Origin of the sequence: Pseudomonas baltica (genome assembly GCF_031880315.1) — a bacterium.
Taxonomy (GTDB): Bacteria; Pseudomonadota; Gammaproteobacteria; order Pseudomonadales; family Pseudomonadaceae; genus Aquipseudomonas.
Genome location: NZ_CP134771.1, coordinates 3352968 through 3371008 on the forward strand (window position 1 = coordinate 3352968; position 18041 = coordinate 3371008).

Below are 18041 nucleotides of genomic sequence, written 5' to 3' on the forward strand. Positions count from 1 at the left end.
GCCACAAGGTTATCACTGGGCAGCGCAAACTGCCCGGCCGACATGTCCATGTGCGTGGCGCGCTGGTAGCATCAGCGGGTTTTTTACCCAAGGGGCGCCTGGCGCCAATTTCAACCGGGCGGCCCGCAGCGGCACGCCAAGATGGGCAACTTTCGACATGTCTGTGTTTACTCCGCTGACGCGGCCCCAGCTGGAACAATTTCTCGCCCCCTACGGCCTGGGTCGCCTGCGCGACTTCCAGGGCATTGCCGCCGGGACGGAAAACAGCAATTTCTTCATCAGCATGGAGCAAGGCGAGTTCGTCCTGACCCTGGTGGAACGGGGCCCGGTGCAGGACTTGCCGTTCTTTATCGAATTGCTCGACGTGCTCCATGAAGCCGACATCCAGGTGCCTTACGCACTGCGTACCACCGACGGCGTGGCCCTGCGCGAACTGGCGGGCAAGCCGGCGTTGCTGCAGCCGCGCCTCGACGGCAAGCATATTTCCACGCCCAACAATCAACATTGCGTGCAGGTGGGCGAGCTGCTCGGCCATATCCACCTGGCCACGCGGCCGGCGGTGCTGGAGCGCAAGACCGATCGCGGGCTGGATTGGATGCTCGAAGAGGGCGCCGCGATGGTGCAACGTCTCGAAGCCGGCTCGGCGGCGCTGCTGAGCTCGGCGCTGGAGGAGATCCGCACACACAAGCAGGGGATACTCGACCTGCCGCGGGCCAACCTGCATGGCGATCTGTTCCGCGACAACGTGATGTTCGAAGGCACTCACCTCACAGGCGTGATCGATTTCTATAACGCCTGTTCCGGGCCGATGCTGTACGACCTGGCAATCACGCTCAACGACTGGTGTTCTACCGGCGACGGGCAGATCGATGCGCCACGGGCACGGGCGATGCTGGGCGCTTATGCGGCGCTGCGGCCGTTCACCGCGGCAGAAGCGCAGCTGTGGCCAGTAATGTTGCGGGTGGCGTGCGTGCGGTTCTGGGTGTCTCGGCAGATTGCTGCCGAGTCGTTCGCGGGAATGGACGTGATGATCCATGATCCGAAGGATTTCGAGGTTCGATTGGCGCAGCGGCAGAAGGTTGGGGTGGTGCTGCCGTTTGCTTTGTGATTATCCGCAGGCCTTGTAGCGGGCAAGCCTTGCTCCCAAAAGCGCAAGGCTCTTGGCCCGCCCTGTGGGATCAAGGCTTGCCCGCGAAGGGCCCGTACAGACGCTAGAGACTGTTCAGGCACCCCACCAAATCATCCCCCAGCTCGCTCAGCAGCTGTTCATAGCCATTGGCAGTCGCCTCGTTGAATCCTCCCAGCGCATCCAGCTCGGCCAGCTTGACTGGCAATCCTGCCGTCAGCGTCTCGGCCAGCCGTGGGCGCATCGGTGGCTCGCTGAACACGCAGGTCTTGCCCACCGCCTGCAACTGCGCGCGCATGGCAGCGACGTGCTGGGCACCCGGCTGCACCTCGGCGGCCACGGTGAACACCCCGGCGTGCTTGAGCCCGTAAGCATCCTCGAAATAATCGAACGCCTCGTGGAACACGAAGAACGGCTTGCCGGCAATCGGCGCCACTTGCGCCTTGAGCTTGGCATCCACGGCATCCAGCCGCGTCGCGAATGCCTTGGCGTTGGCCTGGTAGCGCGCCGCATTGGCCGGATCGGCCTTGCTCAAGTCCGCGGCCATGCTGGCAGCGATCACCCGCGCGTTGACGGTCGACAGCCACAGATGCTCGTCGAGCGAACCAGGCTGGTGGTCGTGGTCATGCTCGTCGGCGTCTTCGTGAGAACCGCTGTCTGCAACGAAATGGCGCAGCTTGAGGCCCGGCACAGTAGCCACGGCGACGGTCGGTTTGCTGCGCCCCTGCAACGGCCGCTCGAGGAAGTTCTCCATTTGCGGGCCGATCCAGTAGAACAGATCGGCATCGCCCAACCGACGCACATCCGACAGGCGCAAGGCGTAATGATGAGGGGAAGCACCCGGCGGCAGCAGTACGTCCGGCGTACCGACCCCGTCCTGCACGGCAGCGGCGATGAGCTGCAGCGGTTTGATGCTGGTCAAGACCTTCACCGGCCCCTGATCGGCAGCCTGGGCACCGGCAAAAACGCCGCAGCTGATCAAAAAAGCGACAAAAACTGCAAAAAATCGGGACACAGTGACCACTCGAAGAGGCGAGAACAGGTAACATAATAACGTCTCTCTCAAAAGCCGTCGCTGCCCCCATGTCAAAAACTCCCCTGGCCAGTCGCCCCCACGATCACTCCCACTGCGTGCACACCGCGCTCACGGAGGCCGATGCCCTGTGCGCCAAGAGCGGCCAGCGCCTGACCGCACTGCGCCGCCGCGTGCTGGAGCTGGTCTGGCAAAGCCACAAGCCACTGGGTGCCTATGACATCCTCGCTGTGCTCAGCGAGCAGGACGGTCGCCGCGCCGCGCCGCCTACCGTGTACCGCGCGCTGGATTTTCTGCTCGACAACAATCTGGTGCACCGCATCGCCTCGCTCAACGCCTTCATGGGCTGTAACCACCCCGAGCATGCGCACCAAGGGCAATTCCTGATCTGCCGCGAATGCCACATCGCCATCGAGCTGGAACAGGCGAGCATCAGCGAAGCCATCACCCTCGGCGCCAAAAACGTAGGCTTTCGTGCCGAAGGGCAAACGGTCGAAGTGGTCGGGATTTGTTCGGCCTGCGTGGGGGCCTGATGAGCACTGCGTTGATCAGCCTCGATCAGGTCACGGTCAATTTCGCCGGTCAGGCCGTACTGGACAACGTTCAGCTCAGCGTCAACGCCGGCGAGATCGTCACCCTGATCGGTCCCAATGGCGCCGGCAAGACCACCCTGGTGCGCGCCGTGCTCGGGCTGCTCAAGCCGGACAGCGGCAGCGTCTGGCGCAAACCGCGCCTGCGCATTGGCTACATGCCGCAAAAACTGCAAGTGGACGCTACCCTGCCGCTGTCGGTGCTGCGCTTTCTGCGCCTGGTGCCGGGGGTCGATCGCAAGCGCGCCCTGGCCGCGCTGGAAGAGGTCGGTGCCATGCAGGTCATCGACAGCCCCGTGCAGACCATCTCCGGCGGCGAGATGCAACGCGTGCTGCTCGCCCGGGCATTGCTGCGCGAGCCTGAACTGCTGGTGCTCGACGAGCCGGTGCAGGGCGTCGATGTCAACGGTCAACTGGAGCTGTACAGCCTGATCACCCGTCTGCGCGAGCGCCACGGCTGCGGCGTGCTGATGGTCTCCCACGACTTGCACCTGGTGATGAGCACCACCGACCAGGTGGTCTGCCTGAACCGTCACGTGTGCTGTTCCGGGCATCCGGAACAGGTCAGCGGCGATCCAGCCTTCGTCGCGCTGTTCGGCCAGAATGCCGCCAATCTGGCGATCTACCACCACCATCACGACCACGCCCACGACCTGCACGGCGCCGTGGTGGGTGAGGGCGGCGAAGCGCTGCCCCAGGCTCATGTCCACGTTCATGGAGACGGCTGCAAGCATGGCTGATTTTCTGTTGTATGCCTTGCTCGCCGGCCTGGCGCTGGCGATCGTCGCGGGGCCGTTGGGGTCGTTCGTGGTCTGGCGGCGCATGGCCTATTTCGGCGACACGCTGTCTCACGCAGCGCTGCTGGGCGTGGCCCTGGGGTTCGTGCTGGATGTCAGCCCGGCACTGGCGGTGACGGTGGGTTGCCTGTTGCTGGCCATCCTGCTGGTGACCCTGCAGCAACGCCAACCCCTGGCGTCGGACACGCTGTTGGGTATTCTGGCGCCGAGTACGTTGTCTCTTGGTTTGGTCGTACTGAGTTTCATGCACAACGTGCGCATCGATCTGATGGGGTATCTATTCGGCGACCTGCTAGCCATCAGCCCCGTTGATCTGGGCTGGATTCTCGGCGGCAGTGCAGCGGTACTGGTGCTGTTGGCGATACTCTGGCGGCCGCTGCTGGCGATGACCGTGCACGAAGAGCTGGCCAAGGTCGAGGGCTTGCCGGTGGCGACCCTGCGGATGGCGCTGATGCTGCTGATCGCCATCGTCATTGCGGTGGCGATGAAGATCGTCGGCGTACTGTTGATTACCTCGCTGCTGATCATTCCCGCCGCGGCGGCGCAGCGTCACGCTCGCTCCCCGGAACAGATGGCCGTGGGCGCCAGCGTGCTGGGCGTGGTGGCGGTGTGCAGCGGGCTGGCGATGTCGTGGTTCAAGGACACTCCAGCCGGGCCGTCCATCGTCGTCGCCGCGGCGGTGCTGTTCCTGTTCAGCTTTGCCTTGCCCAAGCGCACTTGATCCTTGTGGGAGCGAACTCTGTTCACTCCCACAGGTAACGAGTAGATCACGCGTGGTTTTCTCCTAGGCCCTCTTGGGTGTAGACTTGCTCGTTTTTTGCGCAAACAGAGAGTCGCAGGAATGAAGCCGTACGCCTCCCGTTATCTGCTCCTTGTTCTATTTTCGCTGACGTTGGCTGCTTGTCAGACCAAGCCGGCCGATACTGCGCCGCCGCCCGAACCCGAGGCGTACCAGCAGCTGTCGCAAAATATCACCAGCAACGAGCTGGCGACCGCTGAAGACCAACTCACCGCCCTGCAAAAACAGAATCCGACCGACGAGCGCCTGGTGAACTACCAGCGTCAGTTGGCAGAGGCGTATCTGCAGCGCAGTCAGGTGGTATTGCAAAAAGGCGATGTCAACGCTGCCGCCAGTGCCTTGGCCAGGGCCCGCGCCCTGATGCCGACCGCGCCCGCGCTTACCAGTGGGGTCAACGGTGCCATCGCCCACGCCCGCAAGGCAGAGCTGGATCAGGCTGAAGCCGCAGTGAAAGCCGCCGAGGCGCGCCCGCCGGCAAAGCTGCTGGATCCGACTGCTGCTTTCACACCTATCGAGTTGAACATCGCCGATATCAACGAGCTACGTAGCCAGTTGGACGATCTTGCGGTCGATATCGTCAACTACAAGTGCAACGTGATCCTGCAGGTGCCACGAGCGGCGGATTATCCATGGCTAGCTAGCTTGCTGAAGAAGCGCGTGATCAAGCAGGCGCCTGATCTGCAATGGAAAATCGGCCGTCACCTGGAACCCAGGCAACGGCCGATCGTGGTGTTGATTCCGAGCAAGCCCTGAGGCTTCGCGGCGATATCGGCCCATGGGGCTGATGTCTTGATTCGCGGCGAGGCTTCAGGGTCCCCTCGCGGGTGAGCCTTGCTCCCACAGTGCAAACAGTACCGAAGTGGTACAGCTGTGGGAGCAAGGGTTGCCCGCGAAGGGCGGCACGGCTGGCGCAACATCCAACGATGTTGCGCCCCCCGGTATCAGGCCGGCACTGCCTTGGCCTTCGGCTCCCGCGCCCATACCCGATGCTGGGCGATGGCCTGGACGAAAGCCTTGAACGTCTTGGCGTCCTGCCCCACCAGTAACCCTGCGTCTTCGTCCAGCTTCAGCGCATCGATCAACACCTTGGCGTCCGGGCTGATGCCGATCGCCTTGAGATGCTTGTACGCCTCCAGCAGATAGTGCAACGCCACCCCATCGGTGCTTAGCGCTTTTACCGAAGCCGCACCGCCAGGCACCCAGACGGCATCGAAAGCCACCGAAGGCAAACCTTCCATCGACGCATCCACGGCCAATGTCTTGCCATCGGCCGTCTTGACCGGCGAAGAAGTCGGGCCCAGCACCTTGGCGTGGGCACCCTCGCTTTCAAGCACTTTCTTCAGCGCATCGATCGCCGCCGAATCGACGCCATTCGCCACCAGAATCGCTACTTTTCGCGTCTTGATATCGCCCGACAGCAAGTTGACCTGGCTCAGCGCGGGCGAGGCCTTCAACGACGACGGTTTGGTCTGTACGGTCGCCGCTTTTGGCGCCGGCAGTCCCAGGTTCTCGGCCACGCGGGCGGCCAGCGTCAGGTCGATATTGGCCAGGATCTCGTTCACTTGGCGCACGCGGATATGCTCACGCTCGACCTTGCCCAGCTCAAAGCTGTACGCCGCGATGATGTGCTCCTGCTCGGCCGTGCTCATGCTGTTGAAAAACAGCGTGGCCTGGGAGAAGTGATCGCCGAACGATTCGCTGCGCTCACGCACCTTGTGCGCATCGACGCGCTCTGGATAGGTCTCGAAGCCACCGTCCTGCGGCCCGGCAGGGGTTTCCTTCGGCCAGCCGCCATCGATCGAGTTGGGCTCGTAAGACGCTCGGCCTTTATCGATCGTGGTGCGATGCATGGCATCGCGCTGGCCGTTATGGTTGGGCGCCAGCGGCCGATTGATCGGCAGCTCGTGGAAATTCGGCCCACCCAGGCGGCTGATTTGCGTGTCGGTGTAGGAGAACAACCGGCCTTGCAGCAACGGATCGTTGGAGAAGTCGATGCCCGGCACGATATGCCCTGGGCAAAACGCGACCTGCTCGGTCTCGGCAAAGTAGTTATCGGGGTTGCGGTTGAGCACCATCTTGCCCAGCGGTGTCACCGGTACCAGCTCTTCAGGGATGATCTTGGTCGGGTCGAGCAGGTCGAAGTCGAACTTGTGCTCGTCCTCTTCGGCGACGATCTGCACGCCGAATTCCCATTCAGGGTAATCGCCCGTCTCGATCGATTCCCACAGGTCGCGGCGGTGGAAATCGGTGTCCTTGCCTGCCAGTTTCTGCGCCTCGTCCCAGACCAGCGAACAAACGCCCTGCTTGGGCTTCCAGTGGAATTTGACGAACGAGGCTTTGCCCTCGGCGTTGATCAACCGGAAGGTATGAATGCCGAAGCCTTCAATGGTGCGCAGGCTCTTGGGAATGGCACGGTCGGACATGGTCCACAGCACCATGTGCGCGGACTCAGGCACCAGCGAGACGAAGTCCCAGAAGGTGTCGTGGGCCGAGCCGCCGGTAGGGATCTCGTTGTGCGGCTCGGGTTTGACCGCATGCACGAAGTCCGGAAACTTGATCGCGTCCTGGATGAAGAACACTGGCATGTTGTTGCCAACGAGGTCGAAATTGCCTTCATCGGTATAGAACTTGACGGCAAAACCACGCACGTCGCGCACCGTATCGCCCGAGCCCCGCGGGCCCTGCACGGTAGAGAAGCGCACGAACACCGGGGTGATCTTGGACGGATCGGTGAGGAAGCCCGCCTTGGTCAGCGCCGCGTGGGACTCGTAGGCCTGGAAGTAACCATGAGCCGCCGTGCCACGGGCATGCACAATGCGCTCGGGAATGCGCTCGTGGTCAAAATGGGTGATTTTCTCACGCATGATGAAGTCTTCGAGCAGCGACGGCCCGCGGGCGCCGGCTTTCAGGGTGTTCTGGTTGTCGCTGACCTTGACGCCCTGGTTGGTGCGCAAGGCTTGCTCGGTGGCATCCGAGCGAAACTTCTCGAGGCTCTCGAGCTTTTCGTTGGTATTGGCGCGATCCAGCGTGTCAGTACCCGCGAGCTGGCTGGTTCCTGGTGCTTTGGCTTTCGTCATCTGACCTAGACTCCTCATGGTTTGGCCCATTGCAACGGGCTCTGCATTCAAGCGCCGCGCTCAGCGGCACCCTCACGGTGTCTACTAATGACCGGTCAGGAATTTTGTCCGTTCCTTTTATTTATGACCTCTCATCGCCTTATGCCAAATATGCAGGGATAGCCATGAAATAAATGCTAATACACTCTATACAGACAGGCTAAAATGCGCGCCCAGCTATCCGCTGCTCCTAATTCATGCGCCCCACAAGGTTCGCTAAGTGATCGAGTTCCAACAGGTAAATAAAACCTACCGCGTCGCCGGTAGGGACATCCCGGCGTTGCACCCCACCTCCCTGATCGTTCCCCAGGGCCAGGTGTTCGGCTTGATCGGGCACTCCGGCGCCGGCAAGAGCACGCTGCTGCGCCTGATCAACCGCCTCGAGACCCCGAGCGGCGGCACCATCATCGTCGACGGTGAAGACGTGACCGCGTTCAATGCCGACCAGCTGCGGCGCTTCCGCCAACGTGTCGGCATGATCTTCCAGCACTTCAACCTGCTGTCGTCCAAGACCGTGGCCGATAACGTCGCCTTGCCCTTGAGCCTGGCCGGCGAGCTGTCGCGCAAGCAGATCGACCAGCGCGTCGCCGAACTGCTGGCCCGCGTCGGTTTGCAGGACCATGCGAAAAAATATCCTGCGCAGTTGTCCGGCGGCCAGAAGCAGCGCGTCGGCATCGCCCGCGCCTTGGCGACCGAGCCGAAAATTTTGCTCTGCGACGAAGCCACCAGTGCCCTCGATCCGCAGACCACCGCCTCGGTACTCAAGCTACTGGCCGAGATCAATCGCGAGCTGAACCTGACCATCGTGCTGATCACCCATGAAATGGACGTGATCCGCCGGGTCTGCGATCAGGTCGCGGTGATGGACGCCGGGGTGATCGTCGAACAAGGCCCGGTGGCCAAAGTGTTCCTGCATCCGCAGCACCCAACCACCAAGCGCTTCGTGCAGGAGAGCGAAAATGTCGACGAAAACGAGCAGCACGACGATTTCGCCCATGTGCCGGGGCGCATCGTGCGCCTGACCTTCCAGGGCGAGTCGACCTATGCGCCGTTGCTGGGCACGGTCGCGCGCGAGACCGGCGTTGATTACAGCATCCTCGCCGGCCGCATCGACCGCATCAAGGACGCCCCCTACGGCCAGTTGACCCTGGCCATCACGGGGGGTGACATGGACGCCGCGTTCGCGCGCTTCACCGAGGCGGATGTCCATATGGAGGTACTGCGCTGATGGACTTGTTGAATTATTTTGCCGACGTCGACTGGCTCGACATCGGCCAAGCCACCCTCGACACCCTGACGATGCTCGGCGCCTCGCTGCTGTTCACCGTGGTGCTGGGCTTGCCGCTGGGCGTGCTGTTGTTCGTCTTCGGCCCGCGCCAACTGTTCGAGCACAAGGGCCTCTATGCCGCCCTGGCGTTCGCGGTCAACGTACTGCGTTCGCTGCCGTTCATCATCCTGCTGATCGTGCTGATCCCGACCACCATGTTCCTGGTCGGCACCTCACTGGGGGTGATGGGCGCGATTCCACCGCTGGTGATCGGCTGCACGCCGTTTTTCGCGCGGCTGGTGGAGACCGCGTTGCGCGAGGTCGACCGCGGCATCATCGAGGCGACCCAGGCCATGGGCGCCACGCCCCGGCAGATCATCATGCGCGCGCTGCTGCCCGAAGCGCTGCCGGGGATCTTCGCGGCTGTGACCGTCACCGCCATCACGCTCGTCTCCTATACCGCAATGGCGGGTGTGGTCGGCGCCGGCGGCCTGGGCGACCTGGCCATCCGCTTCGGCTACCAGCGTTTCCAGGACAACGTGATGTACGTGACCGTGATCATCCTGATCATCATGGTGCAGGTACTGCAATCGATCGGCGACAGGCTGGTGGTGCACTTTTCCCGCAAGTAGCGCGTACGAGGCTGCCACCTTGTGCGAGCGGGCTCTGCTCGCGAACAGGCCCGACCAGACACCGCGTCGCGGCCTTCGCTTGCGACGCTCGCTCCCACATGGGGTCTATCGCGCACTAACCGAATTACACAAGGAGTAAGCCCTATGAAAAAACTACTGGCCATCGCTGCCGCCCTGGCCTCTTTTGCCGTGCACGCCAACGACACCCTCACTGTCGCCGCCACCGCCGTGCCGCACGCCGAGATCCTCGAATTCATCAAGCCACAACTGGCCAAGGAAGGCGTGGACCTGAACGTCAAAGTGTTCAGCGACTACGTGCAACCGAACGTGCAAGTGGCGCAAAAGCAGATGGATGCCAACTTCTTCCAGCACCAACCGTACCTTGACGAGTTCAACAAGGCCCGCGGGACCGATCTGGTTGCCGTCGTTGGCGTGCATCTGGAGCCGCTGGGTATCTATTCGACCAAGTACAAGACACTGGACGAAATCCCGGGGGGCGCCCAGGTCGTCATTCCCAACGACGCCACCAACGGCGGTCGTGCGCTGTTGTTACTGCAGGGTGCCAAGCTGATCACCCTGAAGGAGCCGACCAATATCCTCTCGACGGTCAAGGACATCACCGCCAATCCCAAGGACCTGAAGATTCGTGAGTTGGAAGCGGCCACTCTGCCGCGCGTGCTGACCCAGGTCGACCTGGCGCTGATCAACACCAACTATGCGCTGGCGGCCAAACTGGATCCGACCAAGGATGCGCTGATGATCGAAGGCCCGGGCTCGCCGTACGTGAACATCCTCGTGGCCCGTCCGGACAACAAGGATTCGCCCGCCATGCAGAAACTGGCTGCGGCGCTGCACAGCCCCGAGGTGAAGAAATTCATCGAAGATAAGTACAAAGGCGCTGTGGTTCCGGCGTTCTGATTATCGATGCCAGGCTTGCCGGCCCCTTCGCGGGCAAGCCTTGCTCCCACAGGTGTAAGGCGCTGGCACTACTTGCACTGTGGGAGCAAGGCTTGCCCGCGAGGGGCCAGCACAGTCACACATTCAATCGCCCTTGAATACCGCCGGTAACTGCGCCACCAGCTTCGGCGTGCTGAACGGCGCGCGGATAAACCCGCGCTGGGTGCCATCCGGCCCGAGCAGCGCCAGATTGCCGCTGTGGCTCACCGTGTAGTTCGGCTTGCTGGTGTCCGGCTGCACGTAGGGCATGCTTACCGCCTTGGCGAATGACTCCAGCACCGACACGGGGGCATTGAAGCCGCGGAAATCCTTGTCGAAATACCCCAGATACTCCTTGAGCTTGGCCGGCGTATCGCGCTGCGGATCGACGCTGACCAAAATCACCTGCATGCGCGCGACGGTGGTCTTCGGCAACTCGGCCTTGATCTGCCGCAGCTGCGCCAAGGTGGTCGGGCAGATGTCCGGGCAAAAGGTGTAGCCGAAGAACAGCACAGACCATTTGCCCTTCAGCTGATCGAGGCTGACGGGCTGGCCGTCCTGATCGGTCATCTGCAATGCCGGGATCGCCCGGCTCTGGGGCAGCAGGATGATCCCGGCATCGATCTGCTCGGGCGAGAAGCTGGCTTTACGCTGGTCGAGCACGGTCTTGACGGCCACGCCAAGGATCAACGCCACCACGACGAACAGCGCGAAAACGGTCTTTTGGGTTCGAGTCATACATTCAACGCAACGGGGTGATCTTGGGGCAACGCGATGAGCCGTGGCAGCAAGCCATTGATGCTGGACCGGGTCGCCACGCGCGACAGTCCGCTACGGTACAACACCCGACAGGCACGCAGGAAGCGCAATACCGAGCGGGCCTCAGTACAATTTGCACAGCAATGATGGCCTTTCGATATAACGCATTTATCACGCGTGGAAAATAATTATGACAAATGCGTCTGAGCAGTCGTCATAACCCAGCTATCGTAGGACTTTCGTCGCGTTTATCGCCTATTCAGTAACCGGAGCGTTCATGAACACCGCCGCATTGCGCGAGCAGATCAAAAGTGCCCACCAGCACGAAGCCAAAAGCGGCCGCCTGGCTCAGCAGCTCAAGGAACAACTGCCTCATCTGCATCGGGCCATTCATCTGCCCGACAGTGACGCCGCAGGTGTTTTAGTCCGCTTTGTGAGCGCTTACATCGAGCAGGTGCCCGACCTTCTGGACGCTGCCAACGAGGTCGCGCGCAAAGCCGGTATCGAGTCGCAGATCAAACCGGTGCTGAAGATCGCCGAGGAATACTTCACCAGCCCGCCCTCGGCACTGGATGGTCATGAGGGCCTGGATTGCCTGCTGGATGAAGCCTATCTGGCCCATCGGCTGGTCGAGGAGGTCAACGATCTGTACATCAAACACCTCGGCCAGCCGCTGATTCCGCTGGATACCACAGTAGCCAGCTTGATCGTGCATCAACTGATCGGCGAAGCCTTCGGCAATGAGCTGGACGAAGTAGTGCACCACTCGGTGGACAACATGCTCAATGATGAGAGCTTTGAGGTGGAAAAGGTCGAGGCCTACCGCGATAAACTTACCAGCCCGGACACAGGCTCGGCCTGGAAGCAATGGCCGTGCATGTCACGCCAGCTGAGCGTCGGGCTGTCGCTGGAGCAGTAAGGCAGACGGTGCATATACCTGCGGGCAAAGCCCACTCCCGCAGGTGCGACTCGCTGCTCTAGCCGGCACTGGTCCGTAATTGCCCCTCGATCCGCCGCTTCAGCCCACGGCTTTCAATCTCCATCCGCGAGCCATTGGCCTTGTTGGCCCGGCCCCAGTCCTCCAGCAGTTCCAGGCAGGAGTGGTCGATGTAGCTCAGGTAGCCCATCGGCACCTGCACCGTAGTGCCCGGCGCAATACCTTCGAGTGCCCGGGTCAGGGCCGGCACCTTGAGAAAGGTCGCGGCCCCGATCAGGCGCAATTCCACCTGCTTGGGCCCGGTCTCGATCACGCTGATCTTCAGCCGCGCGGCCTTCAATGCGAGGCGCAGCAGCGTCAGGGCGAAGCCCAGCAACACGCCGGTCAGCAAGTCGGTAAAAATGATCGCCAGGGCGGTCACGCCATAGGTGAGCATCGGGATCCGCCCGTAACGGCCCAGACCACGCAACGCCTTGAGGTCCACCAGCTTGAAGCCGGTATACACCAAAACGCCCGCCAGGCTGGCGACCGGAATGCTTTGCAGCACGCTGGACAGGATCACCACGAACGCCAGCAGCCACACCCCATGCAAGATCGCCGACATCCGCGTGCGGGCCCCGGCCTGAACGTTCGCCGAGCTGCGCACGATCACTCCGGTCATCGGCAACGCACCCAGCAGCCCGCAGAGCATGTTGCCCACACCTTGGGCCGACAATTCGCGATCGAAGTCCGAACGCACACCGCTGTGCATGCGGTCCACCGCCGCGGCCGACAGCAGGGTCTCGGCACTGGCGATAAAGGCCACCGCAAAGGCGGCGATCAACAACGTCGGATCGGCCAGGTTGAGCAAGTCGGCCGGGCGCAGCCAGTCGATAGCCTCGGCGAGGTTGGCGGGCACTTCGACGCGTTTGACCGACAACGCCAGCGCCAGACTGATCCCGGTAGCCGCCCCGACACCCAATAAAGCACCTGGGACAAAGCGCAACGATTGCGGCCGGTAATGCTCCCAGCACCACATGATGGCGATGGTCAAAAGCCCCAACAAACCGGCCTGCCAACCCAGGCTGCCGCCCATCACCGGCATCGCCTGCGCTAAGGTCGCGGGGAAGCCCAGCAAGTTGTCGAGCCCGGAGGGCTTGGGTGCGCTGTCGAACATCACATGCACTTGCGACAGCACGATCAACACACCGATGCCCGCGAGCATGCCATACACCACTGCCGGGGCAGTGACGCGGAACCAGCACCCCAGCTTGAAGCGCCCCGCCAGCAGCTGCAGGAACCCCGCCAGCAACAGGATCGGCCCGAGCATGGCCATACCGTGCTGGCGCACCAGCTCGAACACCAACACCGCCAGGCCTGCTGCCGGACCGCTCACTTGCAGCGGCGACCCCGCGAGGAAGCCCACCACCACACCGCCGATGATCCCGGTAATCAGGCCCTTGGCCGGAGGCATCCCGGATGCGATAGCGATGCCCATGCACAACGGCAGCGCCACCAGGAACACCACCACCGAGGCCAGCAATTCCCGGGGCAAAGCCGCTTTCATTTGCGCCATATTCATGACCGTTCTCCTGAAAAGTCCTGCAGGGCCGTCGGTCGGTGTCAGTGGCGAAGGGCGGCGTTCGCGGCGACGCAAACGCCGCTGGGCGAAAGCGGCCGGCAACGATTGGCAATCGCCCGGCAACACCATTGCCCAGTCAACAGATCTGTTTTTGTTGTTATGGGTATGGCCTTTCTACACCGACAACGAAGCGGGCCGCGCACGCAGGCGCAGCCGTTGAAGGGCCCATCAACTACATGTCATGCAACGTCGGTCAGAAGCGACCTTTGGGCGTTGCGCAGGGGATTGGATGGTTTCTGTCCAAGGGGATGAAACGATCCTGTTCGGCGTCATACGCCTTGATTTCACTGGTTTCGATGCTGTAAACCCAGCCATGGATAAACAGCTGGCCGCTGGCCATGCGCGAGGCCACCGACGGGTGTGTTCGCAAGTGTTGCAGCTGGCAGATGATGTTCTCTTCGGTCAGCACCTGCATGCTTTCGGCTTCGGTGGTGCAGTTGCAGTTGTCCTCGACCACGATCCGCGCCACCTCGGCATGCCGCAGCCAGGCCTTGACGGTGGGCATCTTGTCGAGGCTCTGGGGGTTGAGCACTGCGCGCATGGCGCCGCAGTCCGAGTGCCCGCAGACGATCACGTGCTGCACGCCCAAGGCGAGGATGGCGTATTCCAGCGCCGTCGACACGCCGCCGTTCATTTGCCCGTAGGGCGGCACGACGTTACCCACGTTGCGGGTGACGAACAGATCGCCGGGCGAGCTTTGGGTGATGAGTTCAGGAACGATGCGCGAGTCGGCACAGGTGATGAACATCGCACGCGGCGCCTGCGCCGTGGCCAGCTTCTTGAACAGCTCTTGCTGCTCCGGGAACACTTCGTGATGGAAATGCAGGAAGCCATCGACGATGTGCCGAAGGGCCTCATCGGCGCTCTCGCAACCTTCGTGGCTGTGGGGGGCTGGAACCTTGTCATGGTCGCGGTCGGGCATACTTCATCCTCTCTGACGGTCGGGCCATAGGGTTAACAGGTGAAATACCGAACCTGATGCTACACCCAACCTGGTAATGCGGGAATCTGGGACCCTACGGGTCGTTCGCTAGTGAAACTACCGGGTCAAACTTAATTGAACCTGAATAAGAGATATTCAACATTTTAAAGATTGCAATCAGACACGTCCTAAATCTTTACCCATTGGATACTGGCTATTGCACACCATTTTTGAAGGCAAGCCTCCTCGCTACAGGTGGGGCTGGACATCAGAGCAGTGACATTTGCTGCCCCGGCGGGCAGAACGCCGTGCAGTCCAGCCGATAGCCCTCGCGGCGCTCCAGGCCGAAACGCTTGATCGCTTTGGCGAAACGCTGGGCCAGCAATTGCGCGAACACGCCCTCGCCGCGCATCCGGCTGCCAAAGCGGCTGTCGTAAAGCTCGCCGCCGCGACTTTGGCGGATCAGACTCAATACGTGTTCGGCGCGCTGCGGATAATGGGCATGCAGCCACTCCTCGAACAGCGGCGCCACCTCCAACGGCAGCCTCAGCATCATGTAGTTGGCACTCACCGCGCCGGCCGCGTGGGCCTCGGCCAGCAGGTGCTCCAACTCCATATCGTTGATCATCGGAATCATCGGCGAACACAGCACCCCCACCGGGATACCGGCTTCACGCATTACGCGTATGGCCCGCAGACGCGCCTTGGGGGCCGCTGCGCGGGGTTCGAGAATGCGTTTGAGCTCGTCGTCCAGCGTGGTCAGGCTGATCATCACCGACACCAGCCGCTGCTCCGCCAGCTGCTTGAGCAGGTCGAGATCGCGCAAAATCAACGACCCCTTGGTGACAATGGTCACCGGATGCCGATAGCGCAGCAGCACTTCAAGCAGTTGCCGGGTCAGGCGTTGCTCGCGCTCGATCGGCTGATAAGGGTCGGTGTTGGAGCCCAGGTTGATGGGCGCGCACACATACCCGCGCTTGCTCAATTGCTGTTCGAGCAAGTCGGCGGCGTTGGTCTTGGCGATCAGGCGGGTTTCGAAATCCAGGCCCGGGGACATGTCCCAATAGGCGTGACTGGGCCTGGCGTAGCAATAGATACAGCCATGCTCGCAGCCGCGGTAGGGATTGATGGAGCGATCGAACGGCAGGTCCGGGGACTGGTTGCGGGTGATGATGGTCTTGGCGGTCTCGAACATCACCTCGGTGCCCTGCGTGACCGGCGCCTCCTGGTGCCAGCCGTCGTCCTCGGCCACGGAGCGGTTAGGCGCGAAGCGGTTGTGAGGATTGCTCGCGGTGCCGCGCCCGCGGGGAGGGAGAGAGGATGACATAGGGCGCTCCAGACTGTACAGGCATACAGTATAGCGAAGGTCTGCCATCGGCAAGGCGCCAGCCAGCGGAAAAACGGCCGACGCTTTAACCGCACGGCCCTCGGCCTTACCGAGGGCCGTCGGGTGTCAGCCTGCCAGCCCCATATTGACCAATAACGCCTCGATCCCCGGCCGCCGACCAGTGAACCGCTCCAGCAGTTGGCCAATCGGCAGTGTCCCGCCTTTGCTCAGAATCAACTCGCGCAGTTGCTCGCCAACCTGCGCCGACATCACCCCTTCGCGCCGAAAACGCGCGAATGTTTCAGCCGCAAGCACCTGTGACCACACATAGGTGTAATAACCCGAGGCATAGTCTTCAGTGCCGAACAGATGAATAAATGAGTGGGCATAACGCACGGCCGCTGGCACGGGCAGCACCTGCACCGCGGCGGCCACACTGTCCAGCACCGGCATCAGCACCGGCTCGCGTGGCTGCATGTGCAGACGCAGGTCCAGCAGCGAAAACTCGATCTGCTGCAACATCTGCGTGGCCTGGAACGCGCGTCGCGAGGCCAGCACGCGGCCCAGAAATTCTTCGGCAATCGGCTCACCGGTCAGCCTGTGTGCCGACATCAGCGCAACGCTCGAGGGCTCCTGCGCCCATAACTCGAACAAGCTGCTGGGGAACTCGACTGCATCCTCGGCCACACCCTTGATGCCTGCAACGCTGCCATGGTCGACCTGGGTCAGCACATGATGCAGCACATGACCAAACTCGTGCAGCAGGTTCACCAACTGACTCAGGCTCAGCCGCGCGTCGTCATCGCCGGGCTTGATGAAGTCGCAGCCCAGGTGCGCCAAAGGCAGTTGCAGGCTGCCATCGGCGAATCGATGCCGGTCGCGCAAGCCTTGCATCCAGATACCCGGCGACTTGCCAACGCGCGGGTAGAGATCGAAGTAGACGTAACCCAGCGTTGCGTCACCGGCCTGCAACTCGAAAACCCTGACATCGCTATGCCAGGTATCGGCATCCGCTACCTCGCCCATTGTTACATCGAACAGTTGCTGTACCAGAGAAGCCAGCCCTTGCAGGACTGTCGGTACAGCGAAGTAGTCACGGACCGCCGTTTCGGACACGCCAAAGTGCGCCCGACGATACAGCTCCTGATAGTAATCGATGTCCCAGGCTTGCAGTTCGGGGGCGCCGGCGTGCTCGGCCATATCGCGCAGTTGCTCTAGCTCCGCCTGGGCCGCCGGCCGAATTTCGGCCAGCAAGGCCAGTAACAAGCGCTCGACTTCTTGCGGCGTATCGAACATGCGGGTGGCCATCGCTCGCTGGGCGTAGCTTTCATGCCCCAGCAGATTGGCCAGTTCGAGCCGCGCGGCAAGAATGCGCTCGATGACCGGGCCGTTGTCCGGCGCACCCACCGACGGGCTCTGGTCCGAGGCCTGGGAGTAATACGCCAGATAGACTTCTTCGCGCAACGCACGGCTGTGAGCATGGGACAGCACGTCCCTGACCAAGGGTGTGCCGAGTGTCAGGCGCCAACCCGCAGCACCCTGCTGCGATGCTTCGTCGGCGAGGGCCTGGCGCTGAACGGCGGTGAGCCCGGCCAGGTCTGTTTCATCGCTGAAATCCTTGAACCAGGCCTCGTGAGCTGCCTGGGCGTTTTGGCCAAAACGTTGGAACAGCGTGTTGAGCTCCAGCTGCAAGCCCTGCATGCGGTAGCGCACCTGCTGCTCGTAGCCGATACCGGACAACCTCGCGTCCCTGAGCCAATAGGTCAGGGCATAGTGACGCTCAGGGGAATACCCGGCAGCAGCAGGGCTCTCCTGCAGTTTTTGCAGCAGGCCAAACAGGCTGGCGTTCTGCCGCAGCGCGGTTTGATAGAGGATGACCTGCCTCATGCCAGACTCATAAGCCTCAGCCAGTGCACCCTGATCGGCTTCGTCGGCCAGCCGGGCAAGGGGCATGATCAGCGCCAGCAAGCGCTGGTCCATATCTTCCAAAGGCTGCATCAGGCCTTCCCAGGTGGGCTCGACCTGGTGTTCGATGAGGATATGCGAGAGCTGTTCGAGATTGCGCTTGAGCAGTTGCTGGATCGCCGGGCCGACCTGTTCGGCACGGATCCGACTGAAAGGGGGAAGGGCGTGAGAGCTGAGCAGCGGGTTGTCGTTCATGTTCGTGTCCATTCGGGTG

The 18041-nt window shown here is 62.1% G+C and carries 17 protein-coding genes; 10 read left to right on the plus strand and 7 right to left on the minus strand.

The genetic code is table 11. The features are described from left to right. Positions 1 to 157: 157 nt before the first annotated feature. Positions 158 to 1108, plus strand: coding sequence for a homoserine kinase (locus tag REH34_RS14875; protein ID WP_311968282.1), 951 nt, complete (start codon positions 158 to 160; stop codon positions 1106 to 1108). Positions 1109 to 1211: 103 nt separating this feature from the next. Here REH34_RS14875 and REH34_RS14880 read toward each other — a convergent pair whose 3' ends face one another. Beyond that, positions 1212 to 2150, minus strand: coding sequence for a metal ABC transporter solute-binding protein, Zn/Mn family (locus REH34_RS14880; RefSeq protein WP_311968283.1), 939 nt, complete (start codon positions 2148 to 2150; stop codon positions 1212 to 1214). 59 nt (positions 2151 to 2209) lie between these two features. Between REH34_RS14880 and zur the strand changes: the two genes are divergently transcribed. The 4 genes from zur to REH34_RS14900 all read left to right on the plus strand — a co-directional run bounded on the left by zur (position 2210) and on the right by REH34_RS14900 (position 5098). Then, positions 2210 to 2692, plus strand: coding sequence for a zinc uptake transcriptional repressor Zur (gene zur / locus REH34_RS14885; protein WP_226503749.1), 483 nt, complete (start codon positions 2210 to 2212; stop codon positions 2690 to 2692). Then, positions 2692 to 3489, plus strand: a complete 798-nt coding sequence (gene znuC / locus REH34_RS14890) for a zinc ABC transporter ATP-binding protein ZnuC (RefSeq protein ID WP_311968284.1) — start codon at positions 2692 to 2694, stop codon at positions 3487 to 3489. Before zur ends, znuC begins: the two co-directional genes overlap by 1 nt. Then, positions 3482 to 4267: a zinc ABC transporter permease subunit ZnuB gene (znuB, locus tag REH34_RS14895; RefSeq protein ID WP_226503751.1), complete on the plus strand. Its 786-nt coding sequence runs from the start codon at positions 3482 to 3484 to the stop codon at positions 4265 to 4267. The genes znuC and znuB overlap by 8 nt, the downstream gene beginning before the upstream one ends. Positions 4268 to 4387: 120 nt before the next feature. Then, positions 4388 to 5098, plus strand: a complete 711-nt coding sequence (locus REH34_RS14900) for a PA5502 family lipoprotein (protein WP_311968285.1) — start codon at positions 4388 to 4390, stop codon at positions 5096 to 5098. Positions 5099 to 5286: 188 nt separating this feature from the next. Here REH34_RS14900 and katE read toward each other — a convergent pair whose 3' ends face one another. After that, entirely contained in the window at positions 5287 to 7440 is a 2154-nt protein-coding gene (gene katE / locus REH34_RS14905) for a catalase HPII (protein WP_260524735.1), read from the minus strand. 241 nt (positions 7441 to 7681) lie between these two features. On the opposite strand from katE, the gene REH34_RS14910 reads away from it, so the two are divergent. The 3 genes from REH34_RS14910 (at position 7682) to REH34_RS14920 (ending at position 10278) form a co-directional block, all read left to right on the plus strand. Further along, a complete protein-coding gene (locus REH34_RS14910; RefSeq protein WP_226503754.1) occupies positions 7682 to 8689 on the plus strand; it encodes a methionine ABC transporter ATP-binding protein in 1008 nt (335 codons plus the stop codon). Next, the gene (locus tag REH34_RS14915; protein ID WP_226503755.1) at positions 8689 to 9360 is read left to right on the plus strand and encodes a methionine ABC transporter permease; all 672 of its coding nucleotides are present in this window, start codon (positions 8689 to 8691) and stop codon (positions 9358 to 9360) included. The genes REH34_RS14910 and REH34_RS14915 overlap by 1 nt, the downstream gene beginning before the upstream one ends. Positions 9361 to 9504: 144 nt before the next feature. Further along, the gene (locus REH34_RS14920) at positions 9505 to 10278 is read left to right on the plus strand and encodes a MetQ/NlpA family ABC transporter substrate-binding protein (RefSeq protein WP_226503756.1); all 774 of its coding nucleotides are present in this window, start codon (positions 9505 to 9507) and stop codon (positions 10276 to 10278) included. 123 nt (positions 10279 to 10401) lie between these two features. Here REH34_RS14920 and REH34_RS14925 read toward each other — a convergent pair whose 3' ends face one another. Beyond that, positions 10402 to 11034 carry an SCO family protein gene (locus REH34_RS14925; RefSeq protein WP_311968286.1) on the minus strand — a complete coding sequence of 211 codons (633 nt, stop codon included), beginning with the start codon at positions 11032 to 11034 and terminating at the stop codon, positions 10402 to 10404. Positions 11035 to 11332: 298 nt separating this feature from the next. On the opposite strand from REH34_RS14925, the gene REH34_RS14930 reads away from it, so the two are divergent. After that, positions 11333 to 11974, plus strand: a complete 642-nt coding sequence (locus REH34_RS14930) for a hypothetical protein (protein WP_226503758.1) — start codon at positions 11333 to 11335, stop codon at positions 11972 to 11974. A gap of 58 nt (positions 11975 to 12032) precedes the next feature. Here REH34_RS14930 and REH34_RS14935 read toward each other — a convergent pair whose 3' ends face one another. Continuing rightward, positions 12033 to 13553 (minus strand): SulP family inorganic anion transporter, encoded by a 1521-nt coding sequence (locus REH34_RS14935; protein WP_226503759.1) that lies wholly within the window; start codon positions 13551 to 13553, stop codon positions 12033 to 12035. Here REH34_RS14935 and REH34_RS14940 point away from each other — a divergent pair. Next, positions 13552 to 13773, plus strand: coding sequence for a hypothetical protein (locus REH34_RS14940; protein WP_311968287.1), 222 nt, complete (start codon positions 13552 to 13554; stop codon positions 13771 to 13773). The two genes, REH34_RS14935 and REH34_RS14940, sit on opposite strands and share 2 nt — an antisense overlap. Before the next feature lie 33 nt (positions 13774 to 13806). Here REH34_RS14940 and REH34_RS14945 read toward each other — a convergent pair whose 3' ends face one another. The 3 genes from REH34_RS14945 to REH34_RS14955 all read right to left on the minus strand — a co-directional run bounded on the left by REH34_RS14945 (position 13807) and on the right by REH34_RS14955 (position 18022). After that, entirely contained in the window at positions 13807 to 14535 is a 729-nt protein-coding gene (locus REH34_RS14945; protein ID WP_226503760.1) for a carbonic anhydrase, read from the minus strand. A gap of 268 nt (positions 14536 to 14803) precedes the next feature. Next, positions 14804 to 15862 (minus strand): PA0069 family radical SAM protein, encoded by a 1059-nt coding sequence (locus tag REH34_RS14950; RefSeq protein ID WP_311968288.1) that lies wholly within the window; start codon positions 15860 to 15862, stop codon positions 14804 to 14806. Positions 15863 to 15988: 126 nt separating this feature from the next. Then, positions 15989 to 18022, minus strand: a complete 2034-nt coding sequence (locus REH34_RS14955; protein ID WP_311968289.1) for a M3 family metallopeptidase — start codon at positions 18020 to 18022, stop codon at positions 15989 to 15991. Positions 18023 to 18041 lie beyond the last annotated feature (19 nt).

Coding starts and splice junctions, on each gene's coding strand:
- REH34_RS14875 (WP_311968282.1), top strand. CDS start 158: ATGTCTGTGTTTACTCCGCTGACGCGGCCCCAGCTGGAACAATTTCTC.
- zur (WP_226503749.1), top strand. CDS start 2,210: ATGTCAAAAACTCCCCTGGCCAGTCGCCCCCACGATCACTCCCACTGC.
- znuC (WP_311968284.1), top strand. CDS start 2,692: ATGAGCACTGCGTTGATCAGCCTCGATCAGGTCACGGTCAATTTCGCC.
- znuB (WP_226503751.1), top strand. CDS start 3,482: ATGGCTGATTTTCTGTTGTATGCCTTGCTCGCCGGCCTGGCGCTGGCG.
- REH34_RS14900 (WP_311968285.1), top strand. CDS start 4,388: ATGAAGCCGTACGCCTCCCGTTATCTGCTCCTTGTTCTATTTTCGCTG.
- katE (WP_260524735.1), bottom strand. CDS start 7,440: ATGAGGAGTCTAGGTCAGATGACGAAAGCCAAAGCACCAGGAACCAGC.
- REH34_RS14915 (WP_226503755.1), top strand. CDS start 8,689: ATGGACTTGTTGAATTATTTTGCCGACGTCGACTGGCTCGACATCGGC.
- REH34_RS14920 (WP_226503756.1), top strand. CDS start 9,505: ATGAAAAAACTACTGGCCATCGCTGCCGCCCTGGCCTCTTTTGCCGTG.
- REH34_RS14925 (WP_311968286.1), bottom strand. CDS start 11,034: ATGACTCGAACCCAAAAGACCGTTTTCGCGCTGTTCGTCGTGGTGGCG.
- REH34_RS14930 (WP_226503758.1), top strand. CDS start 11,333: ATGAACACCGCCGCATTGCGCGAGCAGATCAAAAGTGCCCACCAGCAC.
- REH34_RS14940 (WP_311968287.1), top strand. CDS start 13,552: ATGACCGTTCTCCTGAAAAGTCCTGCAGGGCCGTCGGTCGGTGTCAGT.
- REH34_RS14935 (WP_226503759.1), bottom strand. CDS start 13,553: ATGAATATGGCGCAAATGAAAGCGGCTTTGCCCCGGGAATTGCTGGCC.
- REH34_RS14945 (WP_226503760.1), bottom strand. CDS start 14,535: ATGCCCGACCGCGACCATGACAAGGTTCCAGCCCCCCACAGCCACGAA.
- REH34_RS14950 (WP_311968288.1), bottom strand. CDS start 15,862: ATGTCATCCTCTCTCCCTCCCCGCGGGCGCGGCACCGCGAGCAATCCT.
- REH34_RS14955 (WP_311968289.1), bottom strand. CDS start 18,022: ATGAACGACAACCCGCTGCTCAGCTCTCACGCCCTTCCCCCTTTCAGT.